This is a genomic window from Acinetobacter sp. B-6, from assembly GCF_056930735.1.
Window position 1 is genome coordinate 263930 of record NZ_JBXPBY010000002.1, and the last position, 23879, is coordinate 287808.

Here is a 23879-nt window from a genome sequence, read left to right on the forward strand (position 1 = left end):
TGCATCATAGCATAGTCAAATTAGTTTCACCGCAATGCCTTTATACAATCAGGATAAAGCTTGATACGGATTGGAACGGCTTATAACAATAATGTTGGATGACAATTCACTCAGTTTTCTATCATTAATCTATTTTCTATTTATATTTTCAATTAGCCGACTATTGTCTCACAGATAGACAAACAATAAACTAAGCGATAATTATTATCATTTAAGACCGCAATGATCAATTCTCTCCCTAGCAGCTTTAAACTCTCGATCATGAGTTTAACCATCTTCACTGTACAACAAAGTTTTGCCGAAGATTTACAAAACTTACCTACGATTTCCGTTCAAGCGACAGCTGAACAAACGGAATTAAGCTCCGAGCAAAGCAAATCGTATATCGTTAAAAAATCAACCAGCGCCGCTAAACTGAACATCCCAGTTAAAGAAACTCCGCAAACAGTTAACGTCGTTACACGTCAGCAAATGAATGATTTTGCAATGAATAGTACCAGAGATGCCTTGAGTAATACGCCTGGAATCACTGTCAGCAATCAAGAAACTGAGCGCTCAACCTATACTGCTCGTGGTTTTGAAATCTCAAATCTATTAACGGATGGGGTTGGATTCCCTTCAAGTAGTTATAATTATAACAACACCAATCCAGACACTTATTTTTATGATCGAATCGATGTGATTAAAGGTGCAGATGCACTGACCAATGCTTTCGGCGATCCAAGTGCAACTATTGATTATATTCGTAAACGACCAACGCAAGAGTTTCAAGCCAATGCGGGTATTAGTTATGGTTCTTGGAATACTCAACGTTATGAGGCAGATGTTTCTGGTGCGTTGAATAAAGATGGTAGCATTCGTGGTCGCTTGATGGGCTACGAGCAAACTGGGGATTCTTATCTCGATCGTTATTCATCAGAGAAGAATGGCTTTTCAGGCATCATTGGTGCAGACCTGACAGATTCCACCCTACTTACCGTAGGTTATAGTCAACAACAAAATAAACCAAATGCAAATAACTGGGGTGCTTTGCCACTTCTAGGTGCAGATGGAAAGCAACTTTCTTATAACCGTGATTATAACCCCAATCCAGATTGGGCATATTGGGACAACAAAACACAAAATGCTTTTGCAGAGTTAAAGCAAAAGATTAATGAAAAATGGACAGCCAAGCTTAGCTATAATTATACCCAAACCGATCATAACAGTAACTTACTCTATTATTATGGTTATCCTGATCAAAATGGTGGAGATGTCGCTCTTACTGCTTGGGGTGGCAAAGAAAGTCTAAAAAGTCATTTTGCTGATTTGAATGTACAAGGATCATATTCACTATTTGGTCGTGAGCATGAAGCAACTCTAGGTTATAGTTATCTGCAAAGTAAACAGCATGACCAAGAATCTAATGGTTTTATCAACGATAGTAATATTAAAAATGACGATTCTCTTGGGTATGCACGTCAACTAACTACCAATTGGGCAAGTTGGACACCTCAATCAATCACTTGGTCAGCTTTTAGTGATGCCTCAAATTATACGCAAAAGCTCAATTCAGTATATGCAGCGACACGCCTGCACTTAAATGATGATTTAAAACTATTACTTGGTTTAAATTATGTTCAAGCGAAAAGTGAGGGTTATAATTACAACAAGCCAGCCACTTATGATGAAAACAAAGTATCACCCTATGCTGGAATTACCTATAACTTCACTCCAGAATATACTGGTTATTTAAGCTATACCTCTATTTTCCGTCCACAATCTGGATTAGGAACGGATAATAAAGCACTCAAGCCTGTTGAGGGTGAAAGTTATGAGGCGGGTATTAAGAGTTCATGGCTAGATGACAAACTTACTGGAACCTTGGCTGTGTTCCGTACAGAACAAACGAATTATCCTCTACGCAATTCTGATGGAAACCCACTCAATCGTAAGGTGGAAACCAGCGACTTACGCTCTCAAGGTGTTGAAGTTGGTTTGGCTGGGCAACTAACTGATCACTTAAATATCGCATTTGGTTATAGCCAATTTAGCTTAAAAGATTTAAAAAATGGTGGCGATGCACGGACCTATAATCCGAATCAAACCATTAATCTTTTGACCACCTATACTGTACCTGCGTTACCAAAACTTAAAGTGGGTGCATCATTGCAATGGCAAGAAGCCACCAAGCTGTATGATTCCTCAATCAATAGTACAATTACCCAAGATGCATATGCATTAGTGAATCTGATGACCAGTTATGATTTAAACAATCATATATCGCTGCAGGCTAATGCAAACAATGTAACAGACAAAAAATATTTATATAGTTTTCCAGATGGTCAGGCATTTTATGGTGCACCAGCCAACTATAGTGTTGCTGTAAAATTTAAATATTAATCGGAACTCGCCTTAGTCCTAAGTGATTAAGGCGTTTTTAATTGTAAAAAAGTGCCCTTTATGCAAACTGTTCTTTACCCCTTATCAGTGTTATACCGCTTTATACTGGCATTCGGTATTGGCTATGCAGGTAGCTATTTATTATCAGTCGCATTGATTGATGTATTTTATCCTTACTTGGCAAAAGCCGAGTCTATTTATTTGGCCGCATTTATCGCACTGTTTTTTTACATTGTTTTTGTGATTATCAGTTTTTGTGTACATTCTTTAAAAAAGCTATCGATAATCAGCCTCATACTCATGATTGCCCTCTTTCTCTTTTCAAAATTCATAGGTTAGCTCATGCATAAATCTGTTCGTCAATCTATGGCATGGTTACACTCTTGGATTGGTCTGAGTTTTGGTTGGTTATTGTTTGCAATTTTTTTAACCGGTACTGTGACTTACTATCGGCATGAAGTGAATATGTGGATGCAACCACAATTTGCCAGTATGCAAGTCAATCAACAAACGGCTGTGCAATCTGCTTATGATTATCTACAGAAAAATGCACCCAATGCTAAAAGTTGGTATATCGGTATCGCCAATCCGAATAGCCCAGTCAATAAGATTTATTGGCAAAAAGCAGATGGTGGATACGAAAGTAAAACTTTAGATGCCAATACTGGTCAAGAACTCAGTCTTTCTGCAACACAAGGCGGCGATTTTTTTTATAGTTTCCATTATCAGCTATATGGCATTCCCTATGCAATTGGGCGTTTAATTGTTACCTTTGCTGCACTGATTATGTTTATTACCTTAATTTCGGGCATCATTACGCATAAAAAAATATTCACTGAATTCTTTACTTTAAGAGCCTTTAAAGGTCAACGCTCGTATTTGGATTTCCACAATATGAGCTCTGTCATTGCATTGCCTTTTTTCTTAACCATTACCTTTACAGGGCTAGCTATCTTTTTCTACTTACTCTTTCCTGCGGGTATGAAAAAATCTTATCCAGACAATCCATTTCAATATTTCGATGAGATTCGCAATATTTCAACAACAGCGAAAGACCAAACTGTAATACCTGAAAAGATGAAACCAATTCAGTACTTTCTCCAACAAGCGCAACAACAATGGGGAAAAACCAGTTTTGATCATATCGCTGTGGACCAACCGAACACACAATTAGCCAAAGTAACAGTCACAGCTTTGGAAGACCATTCCATCACTCGAAATCAAGCACAAATGAGTTTTAATGGCGCTACAGGCACAATCTTAGGCAACACGCGTAATAACAGTGCCATCGCAACATTAAATGCGAGCATGTATGGTTTACATATGGCAAATTTTGCTCAACCACTTTTGCGATTAGCTTTGTTCTTTTCTGGCTTGCTGGGCTGTGCAATGATTGCCTCTGGTTTATTATTATGGAGCCTAAAACGCCAACTTCAAAAGAAAAATGACCAATTTCACTTTGGACACTACTTGGTCAATCGATTAAACACAGCACTAATTCTTGGCTTACCGATTGCCATGTTAGGTTACTTATATGCCAACCGAATTGTCAGTATAAAAGCAGATGGTCCTAATTATGAAATCTATACTTTTTTCTATTTATGGCTATTCAGCTTGATTATTGCTCTAGTTTCTAAACAGCAATATTTGTGGAAAACACAGCTTAAACTAATTATTGTAATGACATTAGCATTGCCAATTTTCAATCTCTATTATCTTATTTCAAACCATTATATTCATTCAATCCATGATTATTGGTTATTCCTACGTGTAGATATCATGATTTGGATGATTGCGTTCTTAGGTATATTTTTACATCAAAAAATTACACCAATTCAAAATAAAGCTGTAGCAAAAATTCAGAAAAAATTAGCCCACAAACAAATTCAGGAAATAAGCTCATGATATTTGCTCTTGCATCATTGTTGATTTTAATAGCAAGTTATGGACTTTACCTTGTCAGTTCTAAACAGATTAATAAAACAAAGAAGAGTCGATTTTCTGTGCTTAGCAAACATGTTAAATCTGTAAAACTCACTGCATTCATTTGCATTGTCATTGCCTTGTTGCTCTATAACCTAGAGTATGGTGATAGCATTTCATTTGTTGCTTTATGTGTGCTCAGCACACCACTACTGTTTGGATTAATTCTGTCGATAAATGATTTAAAACCTAAAACCAAAAAATAGCAGTACCCTTTCCTCCAAGAAGCCCTTGAGTCTTTATCTTTAAAAATATATGACAAGATAGACAAAAAAACTGAACTACATTTTTACTTTAACAAATAAAACACTGTATGAATAAGCAACAATACAGTGTTTAGAGGAAACATGACTGAGTCAAAACCAGTGAATAAAATTCAACCATTTAGTTTACTTTTCATCTATTTTTTACTTATTGTTAAAATAATCGTCTTAGAATAATCCTTATCATTCTTCCCCAATAACAATTTGAATTGCAATTGCACAATTCAACAAGGAATCATCATGACCACATTACAAAAAATCACCTGCGTTGCAGATATGCGTGAAATTTATCATCGACGTGTTCCTAAAATGTTTGTTGATTATTGTGATTCAGGTTCATGGACAGAACAGACATGGCAGCAAAATAGTGAGGATTTTAAAAAATACCTGTTTCGACAAAAGGTTTTGGTGGACATGGACAATCGTTCCGTGAAAACCGAAATGTTAGGACAATCTGTTTCCATGCCGGTGGCATTGGCGCCTACTGGTTTAATTGGTATGCAACATGCCGATGGCGAAATTCTTGCAGCCAAAGCTGCTGAAAAATTTGGTGTTCCTTATATTATGTCAACCATGAGTATTTGTTCGATTGAAGATGTCGCTGCTGCAACCACACAACCTTTTTGGTTTCAGCTGTACATGATGAAAGATCGACATTTTATGCAACAGCTTATTCAACGTGCAAAAAATGCTAAATGTTCTGCATTGGTGTTAACGGCTGATTTACAAATCATGGGACAACGTCATAAAGACATTAAAAATGGTTTATCAGCACCTCCAAAATTAACCTTGGGCAATCTTATCAATATGTGTACCAAACCCGTTTGGTGCTTAGCTATGCTTAAGACTCCAAGAAGAAGCTTTGGTAACATCGTCGGACATGTCGATGGGATTAGTAATACGGGTTCTCTTGCTGCATGGACAACTGAGCAATTTGACATGAAGTTAAGCTGGAAAGATGTCGAATGGGTCAAACAACAATGGGGCGGTAAACTGATTATCAAAGGCATTATGGAAGTGGACGATGCAATCGCTGCTGTAAATGCTGGAGCAGATGCAATTGTTGTTTCCAATCATGGTGGTCGACAACTGGATAGTGCTCCATCAAGCATTTCAGTTCTTGAGGAAATTGTACTCGCTGTCGAAGACAAAACAGAAGTCTATATTGATAGTGGAATCCGTAGTGGACAAGATGTTTTAAAAGCCATCGCTTTAGGTGCTAAAGGCTGTTTAATTGGTCGAGCATTTATTTATGGTTTAGGTGCTTATGGAGAACAAGGTGTATATCGCGTCTTGGAAATCATTCAAAAAGAACTGGATTTAAGTATGGCATTCTGTGGGAAAGTGAATATTCAGGACATTGATAAAAGCATTTTAAGATAAGCCTCGCCGACTCACGTCAAATTGGATATTCAACGATTGAATATCCATTCCAGTGATTCAAACAGATCCATCAAAGATATAATTGACATGATCAATAAATTAAATCGCTTTTTTTCGATATAAAAAACTGGTGTAATCCCCACTAAAACGATACAATCAATTTCAATTTTTTACTCTCCCAATATTACTGAATTTTGCTTAAACTGATTCCAGCATTTCAGTCAATGACATCACTTCACCGCTATAATTTAATCAATCTATAAAATTTCCATGAGGATTTTATGTTGCTGCAATGGTTTGAAAAGTTAGTAGATCCATATCCATCGAAAGGTTTAAACGAACCATTACCTACGACATTCTTTGCTTTTGTTTGGCAGGCTGCCACTGGTGTTAAACGCTATTTATTAATCTTAATACTGTTCACTGCTGCAACAGCCAGCTTTGAAGCACTATTTTTTTCACAAATTGGTCATCTCGTTGATTGGTTGACACAATCTAAACCAGAAGACTTTTTGTCCAATCACCGTGATAATTTGATTGTGCTTTCCATGATCTTGTTGGCAAATATCTTCTTTGCCAACATGCAATCTATTGTTAGACACCAAATCTTATACAGTAGTTTCCCAATGCGTTTGCGTTGGAGATTTCACAACTTACTGTTACGTCAAGGCTTAGATTTCTTTCATAATGATTTTGCAGGACGTTTGTCAGCCAAAGTCATGCAAACTGCGCTTGCTGTGCGTGAGTTCTGGGTAATCTTGGGTGATATGGTCACTTATGTCGTGATTTACTTTATTACCATCAGTATTGTATTAGGCTCAATTTCTCCAATTTTACTGATTCCACTTCTGGTTTGGTTAGCACTATTTATCAGTGCAGCAAAATATTTTATTCCAAGATTAGGACGTATTTCCAAAGAACAAGCAGATGCTCGCGCAGTGATGACAGGTCGAGTGACCGATGCCTATACCAACATCCAAACTGTAAAATTATTTGCACATGCAGGGCGTGAAAGCCAATATGCAAAAGAATCAATGAAAGAATTTATGCGCACTGTCTTTAAACAAATGCGTTTAGGTACTTCATATGAAATTTGCATTAATTTACTGACTGCGGTTTTATTTTTTGGGGTTTTGGGGACCGCGGTTTGGTTATGGCTACAGGGTCAAGCTGCCATCGGTGTGATTGCCGCAACCACTGCTATGATTCTTAAATTAAACAGCATGGCTGAGTTTATGATGTGGCAAACTTCTGCCCTGTTCGAAAATGTAGGGACAATTCAAGATGGTATGCAAACGCTTGGTCGCCCAATTAACATTCAAGATAAAGAGGATGCAAAACCGCTTGTGGTAAGCCAAGGCAATATCCGATTTGATGATGTCACTTTTGCCTACAACAGTAAAAATGTGATTGATCATTTTAATTTGAATATTCAACCAGGTGAAAAGATTGGTATTGTGGGTCGCTCTGGAGCAGGTAAATCAACACTAATTCAGTTATTGCTACATTTCTACACCATCAATAATGGCAAAATCAGCATTGATGGTCAAAATATTGAAGATGTTACTCAAGACAGCTTGAGAAAAAATATCGCACTTGTGACACAAGACACTTCATTATTACATCGTACAGTTGCCGAAAATATTAAATATGGTCGCCCAGATGCGACTGATGAAGAAATGTATGAAGCAGTACGTAAAGCAAAAGCTGATGAGTTTATTCCTCAACTTTCCGATTTAAGAGGACGTACAGGTTACGATGCCTATGTTGGTGAGCGTGGTGTAAAGCTTTCTGGTGGTCAGCGTCAACGTATTGCAATTGCACGTGTATTTTTAAAAGATGCACCGATTTTAATTTTAGATGAAGCTACCAGCGCCTTGGACTCTGAGGTGGAAGCTGCGATTCAATCCAGCCTTGATGAGTTGATGGAAAATAAAACAGTCATTGCAATTGCTCATCGCCTTTCAACTATTGCACAAATGGATCGCTTAATTGTCTTAGATCAAGGCCATATTGCAGAACAAGGCACACATGAAGAGTTGATTGCTCAAAATGGGATTTATGCTCACTTGTGGCAAAGACAGACTGGTGGCTTTTTAGTTGAACCTGAGCAAAAAATCAAACTAGAAGATGAAGAGAAACAAGCAAGCCTGAGCTAATACAATCAATGAAATGCTAATAAAAAGAAAAGCCACGTCATCTTGTAGACGTGGCTTTTCTTTTGAAGAAAGCGTTTAAACTCTTTTAAACTTCACAGCTTTATTCTTGATCTTTAAGCTCTACACTCTGCATCCCTTTATTTAATTTATTCAAGAAATGCACAAAAGTGACTTTATCATCAAATAAAAAACCATCCATCGCTTGACGATAAAATTCATATACTTTCAGTTGCAACTGATTCCAAAATATGTGCCCCTGTTCTGTTAACATCACTTTCTTAGCACGGCGATCAATTTGATCCGCAAAACGAATGACATGTTGGTCACGCTCTAAACGCTTAAGAACACCATCTAAATTTTGTCGGCTTACTCCAAGATATTCTGTCAAATCAGAAAAAGACATTCCTTCTCTTACCTGCTCTCTTGACAATGCCCCAAGTACAGCCCAATGCACTGGAGAAACACCAAGTTCTTTACTACTCATCCGATCAAGCGTATTGCCGAGTTGAAAGAGTCTAAAGGTTAAACGGTTATTGATGGCATATAAATTAGCATCATGTGCGCTAATCTGTTCATTTGACATTAGACTTGATCCAAACTTGCTTTATCATTTTTAGTCATTAGAGATAGATATCCATATAAATTACCTCTCTAATACAGCTAAGTAAGTTTTCATTTCTATCATATTTGTACGATGAAAAATACCGCTCAAATGACTTAAATATTAAAATCTAGCGCCGTTTCTTTCACACAAAGAGATAATTTAAACATCAATCATCACTAGTACCAATTCATCAAAGAAACACCTAAGCCGACATAAGTTGCACGATGATTATAATCAATCAAACTCTCACCATAACCATCAAACAATTGAAAATGCCCACGAAGTTTACCTTTGATTGGAAACGCCCAATCAAATTGCATCGCACCATGCGAATCATCACCACCTTTTAAAGAGTGACGCAGCATCAGTGAAAAGTCATTATCATTCCAACGGTAGAATGCAGTTAAATCGCCACGCCCGATATAGTTCTTAATATCTGGATTATTATCGTCTTTGAAATCTTCCTCGATGCGATACCATGGACGAACCATTAAGGCAAAATTATCTTTTTCAAAACCAAGATTTAAAATCACACGGTTCCAACTACGTGAAAGCGGATCAGAACGACCATTGGATTGGTGATTTAAGGTTAATCCAAGCAAACGACCATTTAAACCCAATAAATTATAATTGGTTCTAAACATCAAGCTTGCTTCAGGCTCATAGTTTGTTTCACGAAATGGACGAGACTCTTCACTGTTATAAACCTGCCAACGCGAAGATTGTGTATAGCCCAGCCAAAGATCTCCATTATTTCCAAACAGATTTTCCACCGCCTTAGTTTTTAAGGAAATTTGGAATTTAGCTTCCATTGATTTTAAATTTTGATCTTCATCTACAGTATTCTGTGGATTTGGACTATGTGGGAATTCATTTTTCTTGCTGGTCCAGAAAGCAGGAAGCAAATAAACAGGTTGATGTGCACGAATATTCCATGTGCCCAACTTACTGTCTTGAGACAACTCCCAACGGCGATCCAATAACGATGTGTTTGGGTCAATCTTATCACCATGAATGGCAAATAAATTTTCAGCAGTTTGCCCAATTTTTTCTTTAAGCGTTACTGGCTCTGGCTTTGCTTTCTCGATGTCCATCGCTGCCCGTTGTTCTGAAACCAGTACTTGCGCAGGAACTGCAGGCGTTTTAAATATCTTATCGTAACAGGCTAAACGATCAGCATTTGATTCTAGTGCCACACAAGCTTGAGTGCTTGCAGGATTCACTTGAGCCGCATCGTCTGCATAAACAGTGGTCACCAAACCAAAACTGAGCATCATTAAGATGCTCAGATTCACTGGTGTACGTTCAAAACTTTTGAACGACATAGATTTCTCCAGAAAGAATTTAGGGGCTGTGGACATTTCATAAATGGCTTGCGTTGTAGGTTAAAATTGAGCAGGTAAGGCATGAAATGAAGAGAATAGCGAGACTATTTTTAAGTTTCATAACGTAGCCTGAGATAATTTTAACCACAACCCTGAGCAAAAACAAAGCACTGCTTTGTTTGCAGCGCAAGGCGCAGCGGGGACTAGCGTGTTTTTTGTCGCTTCTTCGTTCCGAACTACTCATTTAGAATGACTAAATTTCGTATTTCGCGCCTAGAATCGCCTAAAAAACACACCTAGTCGCAAACATAGACGAATTGTCCACAGACCCTTTTTTGAGTTAATTTACTTTTTTAATTTCAAAACCTAATTGTTCTAACAACTCTTTTTTGGCAACTGGTGCTACGACTGCTTTTACAGGCTTTTGCTCAACCAAATAAGTTTGTGTTACACGCTTAAGATCGTCAATAGTAACGTTTAATAATCGCTCACGTAATTGCTTTCTAAACGCAGGAGTGCGTCCATGAAGCAAGGCATAACATGCCGTGATTGCTTCACCTGCTGGAGAACCAGGTTTATCCATACTTGAAACCAACCCCAGAATTGCTTCTTCAAGTTGATAAGCATGCTGCTCCTTGTTCAACAACCAATCCAAACTTGCTTCAAAGTCTTGGAACGTTTCTGCAAGACGAGGGTCGCGATAACTATAAAAGCGGAAAGAACATGCATTGCCATCATAACTCGCTCCACCCCCATATGCACCGCCTTTTTCACGGATTGCACTGTGTAAGAAGCCATTACGTAAATAACCAGCCAGAACCATCAAAGGTGCAGCATCTGGATGTGAAACTTCCACCGCTTGATAGGCAGAGGCACAGAACTGGACATTGGCTTGAATCAACCAAGCTTGATCAGCATGACTGTCATCTTGCTCAACCTTAGACAAATATACTGGTGCTTGATCTACACTCAATTTATCCCAAACGATTTGGACTTCTTCAACCAGACGTTCTGAATGATGTTCTTCACACACCAATAAGAACTGTTTTGGTGCAAGCATTAAACCACGATGAATTGATTTTAATTCTTCAATGAATTCATCATAAGCCACTTCATCATTTTCAATTTTAGCAACCAGATCACCCAACCAATTTAAAGCACCCAAGCCTGTATTATCATAATCACGTTTTGCCAGAGCACTCATCTGACGCGATGCAATTTGCATTGCATAACTATGACCAGAGCCAGACAAACGTGAAGCCCAACGTGTCTTACGTTGTTGTAACAGTTCGATAATGCGATCTTTCTCATCAAAACGTAATTGCTCAAAAGCAAGCTTGAGTAAACCAATCGCATCAAATCTATCTGTCAATGATTTAGTGGTCAGGGTTAACCAAGCACTAATTTGACCTTTATCATCGGTTTTAGAACGCAATGATGCGCCCATGCCTAAACCACCACTCACCGCAGTTTGAAGTTGTTGAAGTTGCAAATAATCATATTCACCAGCACCAACTTCCCCCATTAAAACGGATAATAAGTTGAAATAAGGTGATTTTACAATTTGATCAGGAATTTGAATCAGCACTTGTTGGTAGTAAATACCATTAGTCCCTGCATGATACAAATTCAATGGCGTATCAATACCATTACAGATAATCTCACGCAATTGACCTTGTACAATTGGCAACTCAGCTGGAATATCTTCCAAACCCACTTTAGGCAATAGATCTAAATTATCGGGAGTCTCTTGACGAACTTTTAAAGCTTCTGTTTGTGCAATAATTTCAGCTTTATCAGCATCTGTTAAAGCAGCACCAATTTTTGCCAAACGTGCTTTCTCTTCTTGTGCTTCCAGTGCAGATTTATTTGCATCTGGTACAAGGGTCATTTGTACACGATGTGGATTATCCAATAAATGAACTTGAATTAAGTTCGATAACCACATTGGATCTTTGAGCTCTTCTTTGACTTCAGCAATAACGGTATCTACGTCCCATGCATGAATTGGATCATTGTGATGAATTGCACTACCTAGACCATTCAAAATCAGTGTTAAACCATATGGAGTACCATCACCACTGATTTCACGTTGATGCAATTCAATTTGATGTAAAATCGCATCAACCATATCTTTGTCAATTGGTTTTGAAGCAACGTCTTGTAAAATGTTCAACACACCTTGTCTAAATGCTTCGGCATGTTCAGGATTGGAGCCTTGTACACCACAATAAAAAGTCATCTCATAGTTTGAATCATCTACACCCATGATTGGACCGGTAGACTGCGCATAACCACAAGTCTCAAGATAATGACGTAGTGGTGAAGCAGAGTTTTCTAATAAAATCCCTTCAACCAAACGCATACCTAAACGTAATTTAACATCACTGGTTTTTGGCAATAACCACGACAAAATATGGTATGTCTTATCTTTTAAATCTTCTGCATCAACCGCATACGTTTCTTGTACTTCAATTGGTGCCGTTAAACGTTGCTCTTCTTTTGAATAGATCGTTTCGCCTTTTGTAAACTTAGAAAGTGCTAACTTTTCAAACTGCTCTTGTAAATGATAGGCAGATTGATCACCAAAAGTCATGAAGATTGCATTGCTTGGGTGATAATGTGATTTATAGAAAGTCACCAACTCATCATAACTCAAGTCTGGAATATCCTTAGGATCACCACCAGAATTATAATGGTAAGTGGTTTTCGGGAATAAATGATGTGCCAACTGGTGATAAAGTTGATCAGAAGGTGAACTCATTGCACCTTTCATCTCATTAAATACCACACCCTTATAAACTGGCTGACCATCTTCCAGCTCAATACGAATGCCTTCTTGTGCAAAATCCAAAGGATTTAAATTAGCAGCAAAAGCAGCATCCATATAAACTTCCAACAGGTTTTGGAAGTCTTTTTTGTTTTGTGTCGCAAATGGATACGCTGTCCAATCCGCCGCAGTAAATGCATTCATAAATGTATTTAAAGAACGTCGAATCATCAGAAAAAATGGATCACGTACAGGGAATTTCTCTGAACCACATAACGCAGTATGCTCTAGGATATGTGCCTCACCCTTTGAATCCATCGGTTGAGTACGGAAAGCAACCAGAAACACATTTTCATCGTGATCGGTTGCCAAATGGTAGTGCATTGCACCAGTCACTTTATGTTTATATTCAGACACTAAAATGTCTAAAGCTTCTACATGGTGTTGACGTACCAGCTGAAACGCAGGATGAACAGTTTGAGATAAGGTTTCAGTGACATCTACAGTCATGCGATCTCCAATATTAAATGTTTATCTATGCGTTTAAGTATAACTGAAACTTAAATAAATGCGATTCATTCCTAACACTAATTCTTAGTAAATCAATCAGGATTTATCAGGACTCGTCGTTGAAATATTAAGAATGAGCAATGCGTTAAATAAAAAAAGTGATGATCAAAAAATTCAATCATCACTGTAAAACTTAAATTTTTTAACTCAATATTCTAATTAGAATTGCTTTAAAGCTTATTTTTTTGCTATATCCCAACGCTGCGCAATAAAAATACAGATGAAAATTGCAATCAATAATACAGCCGATGCTGTGAAACGGCTTAGGGCTAATCCACCATGATCAATTGGTTTATCCAGAAAATCACCCACCACAGCGCCTAATGGACGGCTAAGCACAAATGTTATCCAGAATAAAATAACGCTGGATGTTTTTGTAAATAGATACAATATGAAGATGATGAATATCAATATCACATATAGTACAATCCCCCCCGTATAACCCAAACCTGCCGTATCAGATGACCAGTCACCCAAAGCAGTTCCTAAAGTTTGTGAAAAAGTTATAGTCAACCAATAGAACAGTTCTGCTCGGGGTCGGTTGATGTGTGGTGAAATTGTTCCTTCTACCTTGTACCAAACATATAAGGTCAATACGACCAAACTTACTAATAAAGTGCTTCCCCATAAATAACCGATCCCCAGTGAACGATCGACAAAATCTGCCAATGTTGTTCCTACAGTTGTGCTTGCAATAATCGTAAACCAATACAAATAAGGATGATAAGTCTTAGTCCGAATTTGAAAATAGAGAAAAGCAATAAAAATAAAAGCAAAGATAAAAGTACTGAGCAAATAGCCCAAATTAAGCGACATTGAAACAGCATCTCCTGCTGTTTCACCAAATGTAGTCGCCAAAATTTTGGTGATCCAAAACAGTAGTGTAACTTGTGGAACTTTAGAGATCAGTTCATTTAGATCTTTGTCTGTCATTCTCATTATTCTGAAATAGATTAAATGCGATATTCAACAGTCAGTCTTAAAACAAAATTAAAATGATTTTTTAGAGCTTAATCTGAAATCAACAATGGTGAGAAAAAGTATTAACTGATGTTACGCAGTAACTCTAAAATTAAATTTTGGAGCTAAAAGAATGTGGATACTCGGAAACGTCATCTGCAATTGCTTGAGGCAGGACTCCTTCTAATAAGTAAAGTTTCTGCGAAACTTTGAATATTGTGACGATAGTGAACGAGTTCTGCTAATGACAATTGTTTTGGGTACTTTTGACAAAACAAAAGTACATCGAGCCGAAGGCTATTCCATAAATTTAAACTTTGGATCTAAGACTCCGTCGTGTAAATTTAGCTTTTTCTTTTTCACCTACTTAATTTAAATCAAGTGCGTAACATCAGGTATTCATTTATTTAATGCTGTTTGGATAAAACCATAATTTAGTTTATTAAAAAATAAAATCATAAAAATCAATATTTAAGTTTTGGAGATTAATTTAGATCAATCCCCAAAAGCATAAAGCCCCTACATGAGTTCAGATGATGCGCATGTCTGCTTATTGATTCTTCTAATCTTTAATCAAAGGCTCATTATTGGGCAAAAATTTTCAATTCACTAAATCAAGTATTTGAAATAGTTATAATTGGGATGATTTTCAACAAATACATAATTTTGCTTTTGATAAAATGGAGCTGCATCTTTTTCGCTATTTAAGCACAGTGCAGAAAAATGAGATTTTGCTTTTTTTTCGAGGTCTTGTAATAAACGCTTACCTATACCGCTTTTACGATATTCCGGTAACACATAGAAACGTCGTACACGGCCGATTTTATGCTGTGTTTCAGGTTTTTGATTGGTCTCACTATCTTCGCTCATTTGAATATTGAGACCGCCACAAGCAATCAGTTTATCGCCATCAAATGCAACCAGTAAAAATTCACCTTGACGATTAAATTTATTTTTTCCTTGTTGATACTCATCAATCAACCGTTGAATAAATTGAAAACCTTCTTTTTCAGCAACCGCGGCTAAATCTTGAATTTGTGCAGGCAATTGATCAACCTGTTGAATTAAAATATTCACTCAATCTCCAATGTGTTTTAAAACGATAGACCATTGACTCAACTTGTATCTATTCTCGATATATAACCTGATGATATAGCGAACTCAAGATAGAGCTTGTGTTTGAATCTTAGGAACTATTCAACTACTGTGCAATAGCAGAACTTATAAAAATTCATGAATGTACTACTCGAGTCATAAATGAATTTTTTTCAACAATCTACTGTAAAGTTGAGCATTGGTGTAAACTTTAGTTTTTTAACATTGATGTGATGAAGAACATGGCAACAGTTGATCTTTTTGCAATTGGTAATGCATTAATTGACCAAGAATTTAGAGTTTCAGATCACTTTTTGACTGAACAAAATTTGCAAAAAGGTACCATGCAATTGGCTGATGGTGACACTCAAGCCCAACTCTACAACAATTTAAATGCCAGCCAAGTTTATAAAGGACAAGCTTCAGGCGGTTCTGCTGCCAATACCACAGTTGCATTTAGTGCGCTGGGTTCTTCTGCATTTTATGCTTGCCGTGTAGGCAATGATGAATTAGGTCGCATTTATCTTGACGGCTTGAATGATGCTGGAATCATAACTTCACAAAAATCGATCAGCGAAGGTGTGACGGGAACATGTATGGTACTTGTCAGTGATGATTCAGAACGCACCATGCAGACCTATTTAGGCATCACTGCAGAACTTTCAGCACAACAAATGGATTTTGAACCTTTAAAAACAGCACAATGGCTCTATATTGAAGGTTATTTGTCCACCAGTGATACTGCTCGCTTAGCGGTCAAACAAGCACGTCAAATTGCACGCGAACACAATGTTAAAATCGCCCTTACCCTTTCCGACCCAGCAATGGTGCAATATGCTCGTCAAGGTTTAAACGAATTACTCGACGATGGCGTAGATCTGATTTTCTGTAATGAACAAGAAGCGATGCTGTATACAGAAACGGATACTGTCGAAGCTGCTTTGGCAAAGTTAAAAACCTTGAGCCGAGACGTCGTGATTACGTTAAGTGCAAAAGGCGCTTTAGTCTCCAATCAAGATCAACATTTTTATGTCCCTGGTCGTAAAGTCAATGCTGTTGATGCGAATGGTGCTGGCGATGCCTTTTCAGGCGCATTCCTATATGCGTTAAATTGTGGTGAAAATTTACAAACAGCAGCGCAACTTGCTATTCTTGTTTCTAGTGAGGTAGTGGCTAAATTTGGACCTCGTTTAGAAATTGCAGAATATGCGACTCTGCTCGAAACATTCAAAAAGGAATGTGCATAAATGGCTGAAAAAATTGCAATGACCGATGAAATTGAAGAGCGCAAAGCACGTGCCTTCGACACAATGACAGGTGATACAATTTTTATCACTCAACGGGATGGGGCTTTTTATGCCTATCAAAATGTGTGTCCACATCTTCAAACTGAGCTTGAGTTTCTTGAAAATCAATTTTTAGATCAAGATGGCGAATATATCCAGTGTTCAACACATGGCGCTTTGTTTGAAGTCGAAACAGGTGAATGTATTTTTGGACCATGCCTTGGTGATAAATTGGAAAAAGTGAATATTTCAGTTCATTCAGATGGTGGAATCTACATTGTAGATTAATAACCAAGGACAACTGCCATGCTGGAATTCTTATTTGAACATGAATTAATGCCCTTTCATTTGAGTGTTTTGGCGTTAATTTTACTTAGCATGGCAGAAACTTTTGGATATTATCTTGGTATCCGACCTAGTACGTTTCTTAAAAAAGTGTCTCCTGATTGGTTGATTGAATCCCCTCTTTTACAAGTAAAATTTTCAAAAGTTCTTATCTTCGTTTTTTTATTGCTTAACTTTAGTTTTGCAGGCTATTTTTTACAATTATCAATATTTGCCAGCAAACAAGAATTTGCTGCTTGGTATTATGTAATTTTACCTGCTTTGGTCATCGCAATTTTTTTTACTGTATTTATGATCCACTGTCTTGATCAAGTGATTAAACCCAAAATCACCACGAATCAAGTCGACTTACTCGGACGCCTTGCAACAGTATCAAGTGGCAATGCACGACCTGGATTTTCCGCACAAGCGCGTGTCCGTGATGAAAATGGTCAACTCCACTATGTCCAAGTCGAACCTGAGTTTGGGGAATTAGAGTTTCAATCACAAATCATCTTAATACGTTTCAGAAAATCACATTATATAGCCAAAAAAATTTCAACATCGAATCAGCTATTTAGTTCAGATCAATATTAGTTCAGCATCTATTTTTGTGATTAGGGTCTGTTGATTGATCATTCGCACCTTGTATGCGTAAAAAGCCTATCATTTTGCCCATTTTGAAATTTTGCTTTGAATACGCTTAAGATATGAATCGACTTGAGCTTGGCTTAACTTTTCAGCTTTGTAGATAGATAACATGTACAACTGTGAGTTTGGTGCACAGGTACCCAATAATGCAATTTTCAATATCCGTTTTAGTGGCTGCCACATAATCAGACGGTCAACCCACCATGGAGACCCCAGTGAAGTTATCGCCAGTGTATATCTTAAATGATTCAATTTAGGCTGAATCGCACCCAAATCAGATGAATGATTATAAGCAATACCTGGTGCCCAAACTCGATCAAACCAACCTTTAAGTATTGCAGGAAAACCAAACCACCATGTTGGAAAGACCAGAATTAAAGCTTCTACAGAAAGTAAATCATCTATCTTCTCTTTAACAGCTGTTTGATCAAATGCAGGACCGTAATAACTCAAACGTTCTTCATAGGTCAATGCAGGAGCAAAATCTACTGCATATAGATCTTCAACCACTACTTCATGACCATTGGCAATTAAACTAGCAATTGCTGTCTTTGCCATGCGATGGCATAAACTATCATTGATTGGATGCGCAATGACAACTAAGCATTTCATAAAATCCCCTCTTTTATCCCATAAATAATGATTAATTAGTTAGAATGAACAAAATTTAACCAACTTAGCATACATCAAAAACAAAAAGCAGAGCTTATATTTCATAATCAAATAAATGCGACCTCACATTTAAATCATCAGTTTTAAATTTTTTAATCAGGGCTAATAAAGCCTTATAACAATCAACAATTATTTTTTCTGATTCTCTAAACTCTGTTTCAATAAAAATAAAACATCGGAATTAAACCAACCATTTCGATCAGAATTATTTTTAATCAAGAATAATTCAAACCATTTTGGTTGGTTTAATAAAATCTAAACAATACCATTTTGGTTGGTTTTATTTTTATTAATTCTAAGTATTTTGATCAACTTTAAAATCATTATTTCTTAGTATATTTTTTAACACATTAAAATATTAAGTATTTGTTTTAATTAATTTTAATAATATATTTTTATTTTAAGTGTTTTATCTATTTATTTCTTGTTGCGTTTTGTTTAATAATATAAGCATATTTAAATAATAGGCTTAACGCATGAGCTTAAAACCTAATGATTTAAACCGTCGGCTAGTCAGAGAAATTGCAATCATATTAATAATTAAGATTGCACTTTTAATGACGATCAAACATATCTGGTTTGATGCACCGACTATTCCTAAAGATTTTGATAACCAAGTTGCTGAGCGTATTGCTGGCAGTCCTTCCCAAATCAAGGAGACACGTTGATGATTTCTGAAAGCGTGGTCGATCTTTCGCGGTTCCAATTTGCAATGACCGCGATGTATCACTTTATATTTGTACCTCTTACTCTCGGTCTGGCTTTTATTCTTGCCATTATGGAAACCACTTATGTGATTTCTGGTAAAGAAATTTACAAAGACATGACCAAATTCTGGGGCAAACTTTTCGGTATTAACTTTGCTCTAGGTGTAACCACTGGTCTGACTATGGAATTCCAGTTCGGTACAAACTGGGCGTACTACTCTCACTATGTTGGTGATATTTTTGGTGCGCCACTTGCCATTGAAGGATTGATGGCGTTCTTTTTAGAATCAACTTTCATTGGTTTATTCTTCTTTGGCTGGGATCGCCTTTCAAAAGTTCAACATTTAAGTGTGACATGGCTAGTTGCACTCGGTTCGAATTTATCTGCACTGTGGATTTTAGTTGCCAATGGTTGGATGCAAAATCCTGTCGGTTCAGAATTTAATTTTGAAACCATGCGTATGGAACTTGTAGATTTTGGCGCTTTGATTTTTAACCCTGTTGCTCAAGTAAAATTTGTTCATACTGTTTCAGCAGGTTATGTCACTGGGGCAATCTTTGTTTTAGCCATTTCGAGCTATTACTTATTGAAAAAACGTGATTTACCTTTTGCGCGTCGCTCTTTCGCCATCGCTGCAATTTTTGGTTTAGCATCAACACTTTCTGTAATTTTACTGGGTGACGAATCAGGTTATGAACTGGGTGATGTTCAAAAAACTAAACTGGCGGCAATTGAGTCTGAATGGGAAACTCACCCAGCTCCTGCACCGTTTACTTTGTTTGGTATTCCAAACCAAGAAGAGCAACGCACTGACTATGCGATAAAAATTCCATACGCAATGGGTATTATCGCAACACGCTCATTGGATAAAGAAGTAACGGGTCTTAAAGACTTGATGGTTCAACATGAAGCACGTATCCGTAACGGTATGGTGGCTTATAGTGAACTTGAAAAACTTCGTGCTGGTGACCGTTCGCCAGAACTTATGGCTTCTTTCAAAGAAAATCAAAAAGATTTAGGTTATGGCTTACTTCTTAAAAAATACACTGAAAATGTAACTGATGCATCTGAAGCACATATTCAGGCAGCAACGAAAGATACGATTCCTAACGTAACAGCATTGTTCTTTTCTTTCCGTGCAATGGTTGCTTCAGGTTTCTTAATGCTACTTCTATTTATCCTTGCAACTTTTGCAGTAGCAAAACGCAATGCTGAAAATAAACCATGGTTACTTAAATTTGCACTGTTTGCTTTACCGCTTCCTTGGATTGCAGCACAAACTGGCTGGTATGTCGCTGAAGGTGGTCGTCAACCTTGGACCATTGGTGAAGTACTACCTACACACCTATCTGCATCAAGTTTAAGCACTGGTGATGTATGGGGTTCAATCATTGCATTAGCTGCGTTCTATACTGTGCTGTTGATTATTGAAATGTATCTAATGATCAAGTTCTCACGTTTAGGACCAAGTTCTTTACATACAGGTAAATATCACTTTGAAAAACTTGAAGCTCAACAAGCTCAAGCTGGGGAGGCTCAATCATGATCGAATATGAACTTCTCAAAATTATCTGGTGGGTTTTGGTTGGTGTCTTACTGATCGGCTTTGCCCTCACTGATGGTTTCGATATGGGCTCAATGGCATTGATGCCATTTGTAGGTAAAACAGATGACGAGCGTCGTGCAGCAATTAACACGATTGCTCCACACTGGGAAGGCAACCAAGTTTGGTTTGTCACTGCCGGTGGTGCTCTCTTTGCAGCTTGGCCAATGGTTTATGCTACAGCATTTTCTGGTATGTATTGGGCACTGTTACTGGTCTTATTTGCATTATTCCTCAGACCCGTCGGTTTCGACTACCGTTCTAAACTTGAAAATACCAAATGGCGTAATTCATGGGATTGGGGTTTATGCATAGGGGGTGCTGTACCTGCACTGGTGTTCGGTGTTGCCTTTGGTAATATGTTCTTGGGTGTACCATTTACCTTAGATGAAACTGTACGATCAACCTATACAGGTAGTTTCTTTGCGCTACTCAATCCATTTGCTTTAGTTTGCGGTATTGTCAGTTTATCGATGCTTTGTGCACATGGTGGCGCTTGGTTAATGCTTCGTACAGATGGCGTATTACGTCAACGCTCTGCAAAAGCAACTCAACTCATGGGTACAATCTTTTTGGTCTGTTTCTTAGCTGTTGGTGCTTGGCTCTACTTTGGTGGAATCGAGGGTTATACCTTAGTCAAACCATTTGATACCAATGCTGTTGCAAACCCATTGGCAAAAGAAGTTTTGACTACAGGCAACCATGGTTGGATGAATAACTATTCAACTTACCCGATCACAATACTTGCCCCAGTTTCAGCAATCTTGGGAGGCATCCTGATCATCTTCGGTGCAGGAAAAAATAAAGCAGGTATGAGCTTTACTGGTTCGACTCTGGCTGTCACAGGTTCAATTTTAACTGCTGGTTTTGCACTGTTCCCCTTCTTAATGCCATCCAGTATCAATCCTACTGTAAGCTTGACCATGTGGGATGCTGTATCCAGTAAAAATACCCTAACAGTAATGACCGTTGTAGCTTCAATTTTTGTTCCAGTGATTTTAGCCTATACCACATGGTGCTATTACAAAATGTGGGGCGTCATTACCAACAAACATGTTCAAGAGAACTCACACAGCCTGTACTAAGGCTGTGTCTAAGCAAATAGGAGAATATTATGTGGTATTTCGCTTGGATTTTAGGGATCTTGATGGCATGCTTTGCAGGTGTCTTGAGTGCCCTTTATATCGAACATCATCAAGATTTGGATGAGGAATAAACCATGGCAGAGATCGCAATGACAACAAAAGAAAGGAAGCCGAACAAGTTTGCAATGGCCATTTCGTTTTTGATGGCATTGCCACTTGCAGCAGTATTACTCATCCACCCTGGTGCAATGCTTGATGCCAATGGACACTACAACCATAGTGCCCTAATGATGGTCATGATTGGCATTTCAGGTGGGTTTATACATGGTGTAGGATTTCTGCCACAGTTTTGGTTATGGAAATGGTTGTTTAGCCCTTATGTGGCATGGCCACTTATGTTGTGGGGCTATTACACTTGGTTCTTAACCTAATCTAAAAAACAATAAAACCCTGATTTATTCAGGGTTTTATTGTTTCATATCAACTCAAATCCTATCAGCTATGCTCTTTTTCATTTCAACTAAATGTAAACCCACAATGGGGATACCTACATTTGCACTTAAAGGATAATCATCAATGTGCCCTGTTGATTGATAACCACGCCGCTCATAATATGCAATCAGCTCATGACGAACACTGAGCACCCACATTACAAAATGCGTTAAATCAGGATGAATAGACAGCATCTGATCACGCACATAATGTTCTGCAAAATCAAGTGCCTTCTTACCAACCCCATGATTTTGCATTTTCGGTGCTATACAAAATGTGCCAATTTCGACTTGGATTGGATTAAATGTTAAACCTATACAGCCCACGATCTCTTCAGCGTGCTCAACAACAAATAATTTGAAATGATCATCTGCCAACATTTGTGCCAATTGTTCAGCATTGATTCGAGTGCCAGTGACCATTTCTACTTCACTGGTCCAACTATTTTCCTGTTGTTGCCGATAGGCTGAATTGATCAAATTAATCAATTTCTGAATATCTAAAATTTGTGCAGTTCTAAATTTAAGTGAGTGTTTCATTGAATTTTAGGTCTATCATTTTATTGTGAGCAAATGACTTTATAAAACCTAATGGCTATTTTGAAAAGCGGTTTTGAAGAGTAATCTTCAATCGTAGATTTGAATAGAAATATTAAGATCGGATATCTTCTTTAAACAAGAAAATAATTCCTTTAATCAATCAACTCTTAAAAAAAGACCATCGAGATGGTCTTTGATATTATCTAAAAAATTTCTACTGTCACAAGCGTCTGCGAAGTGTCAATTGACGCTATTGATCAGCCAACCAAGTCATAAACTTTTGACGTTCTGCTTTGCTTGCTTTTTGCCAAATTTGAATCAATTGTTGATCAGCAGCATTGCTATTGGTTACAGCTGGTACACTTTTTGGCGAAGCATTTGAAACAACTGCGTGAGATGGCGCGGTATATACTGGCGCAGGTTGATTCACAGGCGCTTTATTACTTGTGGTTAAATCAATCACACGCCCAAATACGCCAGAACCAAACCAAGGTTTTGCTTCAGTATTGGCACCTGTTTGTTGAACCACGAGTCGATTATGATTGTCTAAAATTGCAATCGTTGGCTGTTCTGCATATTTTTTTGCATCATCAAAGTTATTTGGAGCACCCACCAGAGCCAACTTATAATTTTGTCCATCTTTTAAATCAGCTGCTGTAATCGTAACCACACCTGATTTTAAAATATCGTGTTCACCATTTAAATGCTCAAAATATTGCTGATAACGTACACTCACAGCAGTCTGACCGGGATCAACTTGATACTCGTTCTTTTTACGAATCAAACCTGAATTGACTTCTTGATCATTCACAGCCAATACAACAATTTCTTCTGGCGCAGATAGCGTAACTGCTGCAAAAACTGACCCACTCAACATTAAACCCAATGCAGCAATTCCGTATTTAAATGCCATGTTGCTCTACTCTTATGTCAAAAATATGTAAAATTTATTGCACTATGCAATGTGGTGATGACAGTTTTATGACAACAACTGGCGTTTTATCATGAAGCTTAAATCATTGGTT

The 23879-nt window shown here is 37.6% G+C and carries 22 protein-coding genes; 14 read left to right on the forward strand and 8 right to left on the reverse strand.

Annotated elements, in window-relative coordinates:
- Positions 1–222: 222 nt before the first annotated feature.
- From AC1Z3T_RS03945 to AC1Z3T_RS03970, 6 genes are all read left to right on the forward strand, one after another.
- Entirely contained in the window at positions 223–2382 is a 2160-nt protein-coding gene (locus AC1Z3T_RS03945; RefSeq protein WP_100885363.1) for a TonB-dependent siderophore receptor, read from the forward strand.
- A gap of 60 nt (positions 2383–2442) precedes the next feature.
- Positions 2443–2721 (forward strand): hypothetical protein, encoded by a 279-nt coding sequence (locus AC1Z3T_RS03950; RefSeq protein ID WP_004830455.1) that lies wholly within the window; start codon positions 2443–2445, stop codon positions 2719–2721.
- Positions 2722–2724: 3 nt separating this feature from the next.
- The gene (locus tag AC1Z3T_RS03955; protein WP_100885364.1) at positions 2725–4287 is read left to right on the forward strand and encodes a PepSY-associated TM helix domain-containing protein; all 1563 of its coding nucleotides are present in this window, start codon (positions 2725–2727) and stop codon (positions 4285–4287) included.
- Positions 4284–4571 (forward strand): hypothetical protein, encoded by a 288-nt coding sequence (locus tag AC1Z3T_RS03960; RefSeq protein ID WP_100885365.1) that lies wholly within the window; start codon positions 4284–4286, stop codon positions 4569–4571. Before AC1Z3T_RS03955 ends, AC1Z3T_RS03960 begins: the two co-directional genes overlap by 4 nt.
- 297 nt (positions 4572–4868) lie before the next feature.
- Positions 4869–6011, forward strand: coding sequence for an alpha-hydroxy acid oxidase (locus AC1Z3T_RS03965; protein WP_100885366.1), 1143 nt, complete (start codon positions 4869–4871; stop codon positions 6009–6011).
- Positions 6012–6295: 284 nt separating this feature from the next.
- A complete protein-coding gene (locus AC1Z3T_RS03970) occupies positions 6296–8170 on the forward strand; it encodes an ABC transporter ATP-binding protein (RefSeq protein ID WP_167387391.1) in 1875 nt (624 codons plus the stop codon).
- Between the two features lie 100 nt (positions 8171–8270).
- Here the strand turns inward: AC1Z3T_RS03970 and AC1Z3T_RS03975 are convergent, their stop codons facing one another.
- The 5 genes from AC1Z3T_RS03975 to AC1Z3T_RS03995 all read right to left on the reverse strand — a co-directional run bounded on the left by AC1Z3T_RS03975 (position 8271) and on the right by AC1Z3T_RS03995 (position 15476).
- Complete coding sequence (locus tag AC1Z3T_RS03975) at positions 8271–8753, reverse strand: MarR family winged helix-turn-helix transcriptional regulator (RefSeq protein ID WP_046760800.1); 483 nt, start codon at positions 8751–8753, stop codon at positions 8271–8273.
- Positions 8754–8950: 197 nt separating this feature from the next.
- Positions 8951–10099: a phospholipase A gene (locus AC1Z3T_RS03980; protein ID WP_004830448.1), complete on the reverse strand. Its 1149-nt coding sequence runs from the start codon at positions 10097–10099 to the stop codon at positions 8951–8953.
- A gap of 340 nt (positions 10100–10439) precedes the next feature.
- Positions 10440–13379 carry an insulinase family protein gene (locus AC1Z3T_RS03985; protein ID WP_100885368.1) on the reverse strand — a complete coding sequence of 980 codons (2940 nt, stop codon included), beginning with the start codon at positions 13377–13379 and terminating at the stop codon, positions 10440–10442.
- A 237-nt stretch (positions 13380–13616) separates the two neighbouring features.
- Positions 13617–14378 (reverse strand): COG4705 family protein, encoded by a 762-nt coding sequence (locus tag AC1Z3T_RS03990; RefSeq protein WP_418134796.1) that lies wholly within the window; start codon positions 14376–14378, stop codon positions 13617–13619.
- Between the two features lie 630 nt (positions 14379–15008).
- Positions 15009–15476: a GNAT family N-acetyltransferase gene (locus tag AC1Z3T_RS03995; protein ID WP_100885370.1), complete on the reverse strand. Its 468-nt coding sequence runs from the start codon at positions 15474–15476 to the stop codon at positions 15009–15011.
- Positions 15477–15736: 260 nt separating this feature from the next.
- Between AC1Z3T_RS03995 and AC1Z3T_RS04000 the strand changes: the two genes are divergently transcribed.
- From AC1Z3T_RS04000 to AC1Z3T_RS04010, 3 genes are read left to right on the forward strand one after another with little or no spacing between them, the layout of a single operon-like run.
- A complete protein-coding gene (locus tag AC1Z3T_RS04000) occupies positions 15737–16741 on the forward strand; it encodes an adenosine kinase (protein ID WP_004830444.1) in 1005 nt (334 codons plus the stop codon).
- 18 nt (positions 16742–16759) lie between these two features.
- Entirely contained in the window at positions 16760–17068 is a 309-nt protein-coding gene (locus tag AC1Z3T_RS04005) for a Rieske (2Fe-2S) protein (RefSeq protein WP_100886298.1), read from the forward strand.
- 18 nt (positions 17069–17086) lie between these two features.
- Entirely contained in the window at positions 17087–17701 is a 615-nt protein-coding gene (locus AC1Z3T_RS04010; protein ID WP_004830441.1) for an OB-fold-containig protein, read from the forward strand.
- A gap of 69 nt (positions 17702–17770) precedes the next feature.
- Here AC1Z3T_RS04010 and AC1Z3T_RS04015 read toward each other — a convergent pair whose 3' ends face one another.
- The gene (locus AC1Z3T_RS04015; RefSeq protein WP_100885371.1) at positions 17771–18367 is read right to left on the reverse strand and encodes an NAD(P)H-dependent oxidoreductase; all 597 of its coding nucleotides are present in this window, start codon (positions 18365–18367) and stop codon (positions 17771–17773) included.
- Between the two features lie 536 nt (positions 18368–18903).
- Here AC1Z3T_RS04015 and cydP point away from each other — a divergent pair.
- From cydP to AC1Z3T_RS04040, 5 genes are read left to right on the forward strand one after another with little or no spacing between them, the layout of a single operon-like run.
- Complete coding sequence (gene cydP / locus AC1Z3T_RS04020) at positions 18904–19095, forward strand: cytochrome oxidase putative small subunit CydP (RefSeq protein WP_004830439.1); 192 nt, start codon at positions 18904–18906, stop codon at positions 19093–19095.
- The gene (locus tag AC1Z3T_RS04025) at positions 19095–20681 is read left to right on the forward strand and encodes a cytochrome ubiquinol oxidase subunit I (protein ID WP_004830438.1); all 1587 of its coding nucleotides are present in this window, start codon (positions 19095–19097) and stop codon (positions 20679–20681) included. The genes cydP and AC1Z3T_RS04025 overlap by 1 nt, the downstream gene beginning before the upstream one ends.
- Positions 20678–21823, forward strand: a complete 1146-nt coding sequence (gene cydB / locus AC1Z3T_RS04030; RefSeq protein WP_004830436.1) for a cytochrome d ubiquinol oxidase subunit II — start codon at positions 20678–20680, stop codon at positions 21821–21823. The genes AC1Z3T_RS04025 and cydB overlap by 4 nt, the downstream gene beginning before the upstream one ends.
- A gap of 29 nt (positions 21824–21852) precedes the next feature.
- On the forward strand, positions 21853–21954 hold the full coding sequence (gene cydX, locus AC1Z3T_RS04035) for a cytochrome bd-I oxidase subunit CydX (protein WP_002120988.1): 102 nt from the start codon (positions 21853–21855) through the stop codon (positions 21952–21954).
- A 3-nt stretch (positions 21955–21957) separates the two neighbouring features.
- Complete coding sequence (locus AC1Z3T_RS04040) at positions 21958–22254, forward strand: cyd operon YbgE family protein (protein WP_004830434.1); 297 nt, start codon at positions 21958–21960, stop codon at positions 22252–22254.
- A 54-nt stretch (positions 22255–22308) separates the two neighbouring features.
- Here the strand turns inward: AC1Z3T_RS04040 and AC1Z3T_RS04045 are convergent, their stop codons facing one another.
- Complete coding sequence (locus AC1Z3T_RS04045) at positions 22309–22854, reverse strand: GNAT family N-acetyltransferase (protein ID WP_100885372.1); 546 nt, start codon at positions 22852–22854, stop codon at positions 22309–22311.
- Between the two features lie 250 nt (positions 22855–23104).
- Positions 23105–23767, reverse strand: a complete 663-nt coding sequence (locus AC1Z3T_RS04050; RefSeq protein ID WP_100885373.1) for a YccT family protein — start codon at positions 23765–23767, stop codon at positions 23105–23107.
- Between the last annotated feature and the right edge of the window lie 112 nt (positions 23768–23879).

What these genes read in the sequence shown, in the direction of transcription:
- AC1Z3T_RS03945 (WP_100885363.1), top strand. Translation starts at nt 223, where the DNA reads ATGATCAATTCTCTCCCTAGCAGCTTTAAACTCTCGATCATGAGTTTA.
- AC1Z3T_RS03950 (WP_004830455.1), top strand. Translation starts at nt 2,443, where the DNA reads ATGCAAACTGTTCTTTACCCCTTATCAGTGTTATACCGCTTTATACTG.
- AC1Z3T_RS03955 (WP_100885364.1), top strand. Translation starts at nt 2,725, where the DNA reads ATGCATAAATCTGTTCGTCAATCTATGGCATGGTTACACTCTTGGATT.
- AC1Z3T_RS03960 (WP_100885365.1), top strand. Translation starts at nt 4,284, where the DNA reads ATGATATTTGCTCTTGCATCATTGTTGATTTTAATAGCAAGTTATGGA.
- AC1Z3T_RS03965 (WP_100885366.1), top strand. Translation starts at nt 4,869, where the DNA reads ATGACCACATTACAAAAAATCACCTGCGTTGCAGATATGCGTGAAATT.
- AC1Z3T_RS03975 (WP_046760800.1), bottom strand. Translation starts at nt 8,753, where the DNA reads ATGTCAAATGAACAGATTAGCGCACATGATGCTAATTTATATGCCATC.
- AC1Z3T_RS03980 (WP_004830448.1), bottom strand. Translation starts at nt 10,099, where the DNA reads ATGTCGTTCAAAAGTTTTGAACGTACACCAGTGAATCTGAGCATCTTA.
- AC1Z3T_RS03985 (WP_100885368.1), bottom strand. Translation starts at nt 13,379, where the DNA reads ATGACTGTAGATGTCACTGAAACCTTATCTCAAACTGTTCATCCTGCG.
- AC1Z3T_RS03990 (WP_418134796.1), bottom strand. Translation starts at nt 14,378, where the DNA reads ATGAGAATGACAGACAAAGATCTAAATGAACTGATCTCTAAAGTTCCA.
- AC1Z3T_RS04000 (WP_004830444.1), top strand. Translation starts at nt 15,737, where the DNA reads ATGGCAACAGTTGATCTTTTTGCAATTGGTAATGCATTAATTGACCAA.
- AC1Z3T_RS04005 (WP_100886298.1), top strand. Translation starts at nt 16,760, where the DNA reads ATGACCGATGAAATTGAAGAGCGCAAAGCACGTGCCTTCGACACAATG.
- AC1Z3T_RS04010 (WP_004830441.1), top strand. Translation starts at nt 17,087, where the DNA reads ATGCTGGAATTCTTATTTGAACATGAATTAATGCCCTTTCATTTGAGT.
- AC1Z3T_RS04015 (WP_100885371.1), bottom strand. Translation starts at nt 18,367, where the DNA reads ATGAAATGCTTAGTTGTCATTGCGCATCCAATCAATGATAGTTTATGC.
- cydP (WP_004830439.1), top strand. Translation starts at nt 18,904, where the DNA reads ATGAGCTTAAAACCTAATGATTTAAACCGTCGGCTAGTCAGAGAAATT.
- AC1Z3T_RS04025 (WP_004830438.1), top strand. Translation starts at nt 19,095, where the DNA reads ATGATTTCTGAAAGCGTGGTCGATCTTTCGCGGTTCCAATTTGCAATG.
- cydB (WP_004830436.1), top strand. Translation starts at nt 20,678, where the DNA reads ATGATCGAATATGAACTTCTCAAAATTATCTGGTGGGTTTTGGTTGGT.
- cydX (WP_002120988.1), top strand. Translation starts at nt 21,853, where the DNA reads ATGTGGTATTTCGCTTGGATTTTAGGGATCTTGATGGCATGCTTTGCA.
- AC1Z3T_RS04040 (WP_004830434.1), top strand. Translation starts at nt 21,958, where the DNA reads ATGGCAGAGATCGCAATGACAACAAAAGAAAGGAAGCCGAACAAGTTT.
- AC1Z3T_RS04045 (WP_100885372.1), bottom strand. Translation starts at nt 22,854, where the DNA reads ATGAAACACTCACTTAAATTTAGAACTGCACAAATTTTAGATATTCAG.
- AC1Z3T_RS04050 (WP_100885373.1), bottom strand. Translation starts at nt 23,767, where the DNA reads ATGGCATTTAAATACGGAATTGCTGCATTGGGTTTAATGTTGAGTGGG.